This window comes from Asaia sp. W19 (assembly GCF_003994335.1).
In the GTDB taxonomy this organism is placed as follows: domain Bacteria; phylum Pseudomonadota; class Alphaproteobacteria; order Acetobacterales; family Acetobacteraceae; genus Asaia.
This window is the reverse complement of sequence record NZ_PNQZ01000118.1, coordinates 1-1368: the sequence shown is the minus strand read 5'-3', so window position 1 is coordinate 1368 and position 1368 is coordinate 1. Positions and strand designations below refer to the sequence as shown.

The 1368-nt window shown below is 60.4% G+C and carries 1 protein-coding gene; it reads left to right on the top strand.

What is annotated here, in order from left to right; translation table 11 throughout:
• Positions 1-40: 40 nt before the first annotated feature.
• The coding region (locus tag C0V97_RS17090) for a portal protein (RefSeq protein WP_127103704.1) at positions 41-1368 on the top strand (1328 nt) is incomplete at its 3' end.

The following is a 1368-nucleotide window of genomic DNA, read 5'->3' as shown; positions in this document are numbered from 1 at the left end:
GACCAGGGATGGTTCAGCCTCTCTCGGTGAAGGATAAAGCATGGATTGGCTGGCATTGCAGGAAAAATTCGCCGCATTGCCGGGCATGACGCCGCGTACGAGGCGGCTGCTCGCTTTGCAGCGTGTTCTGGAAGGGACGCAATATGATGTGTTGCCACATCCGTTTGCGCGGGAAAGGAGCGTCTCTGGGGAGTATATTCCTCTTTCGGACCGCAGACCTTCAGTGCGAACCAATCTGTGCCGCACAGTCGTGGATGAGATGGTGTCGCTCCTTTTTGGCAATTCCCATTGGCCGCTGGTTGTGGCGGAAGCGGCAGAGACCGCAGGAGTCCTGAACAACTTTGCCCTGGAGGCAGGGTTGTCCGCCTTCATGATGCAAGTCGCTACGCGGGGTTCTGTGGGATCTGTAGCGATCTGGGTGGAGATTTCAGCGAACAGGCCCTGTCTTACTTTGCTGGAGACGGCCTATCTGACGCCAGAATGGGATCCGACGGGCGCGCTTTTACGTGTTACCGAGCGTTTTATGGTGACCGGGCGCGAGCTTGCGGCAAGTGGTTATCCTGTCGAGCCTAAGGAGTATGCGGCGCGGTTCTGGTGGCAACGGCGCTGGACATGCGACGCGGTCGAGATTTCGGTTCCGCGCCCTGTCGAGCAGGAAGGAGAGCCGCCTCTCGACACGATGCGTAGCACTATGCATGGGCTTGGTTTCGTTCCCGTGGTCTGGATCAGGAATCCGGGGGCAGTATCGGTGCGCGACCCGGACGGCGAATGCAGTTTCGAGCGGGCGATCGATACGGTGATCGAAGCGGATTATCTGCTCTCACAAGCCGGGCGTGGGCTGAAGTATGGTTCCGATCCGACGCTTGTTCTCAAGACGCCTGATTTGCTTGAGGGGCCTGCGCGACAGGGAGGCGCCGCGTCGGCGTTGACCCTGCCGCCAGAGGGGGATGCGAAGCTGCTGGAGATCAATGGGGCCGCGGCTGGAGCCGTGCTTGCCCATTATCGGGAGCTGCGCCAGCTCGTCCTCGAGCAGCTGCACGGCAACCGGACCCATGGCGATCGGCTCGGCACGGCACAATCCGGCCGCGCCATGGAATTGATGTGCCAGCCTTTGATCTGGATGGCCGACAGGTTGCGCGGAACTTATGGCGATTGCGGGGTCCTGGCGCTCTACCGAATGCTATGTCGCTTTTCCAGCGCGCTCCCGAACGGGATTCTTATCGGTTGCGAGCAGTATCGAAATCTGGACCCCACCGGTTTGTCGCTGCAATGGCCGGCCTGGTTCACAGCTGATGAGGCAGAGTTTCAGCCTCTCGCTCATGGGCTTGTCGAGGCGGTTTTAGCCCGGGTGTTGAGCCGGGGAACAGC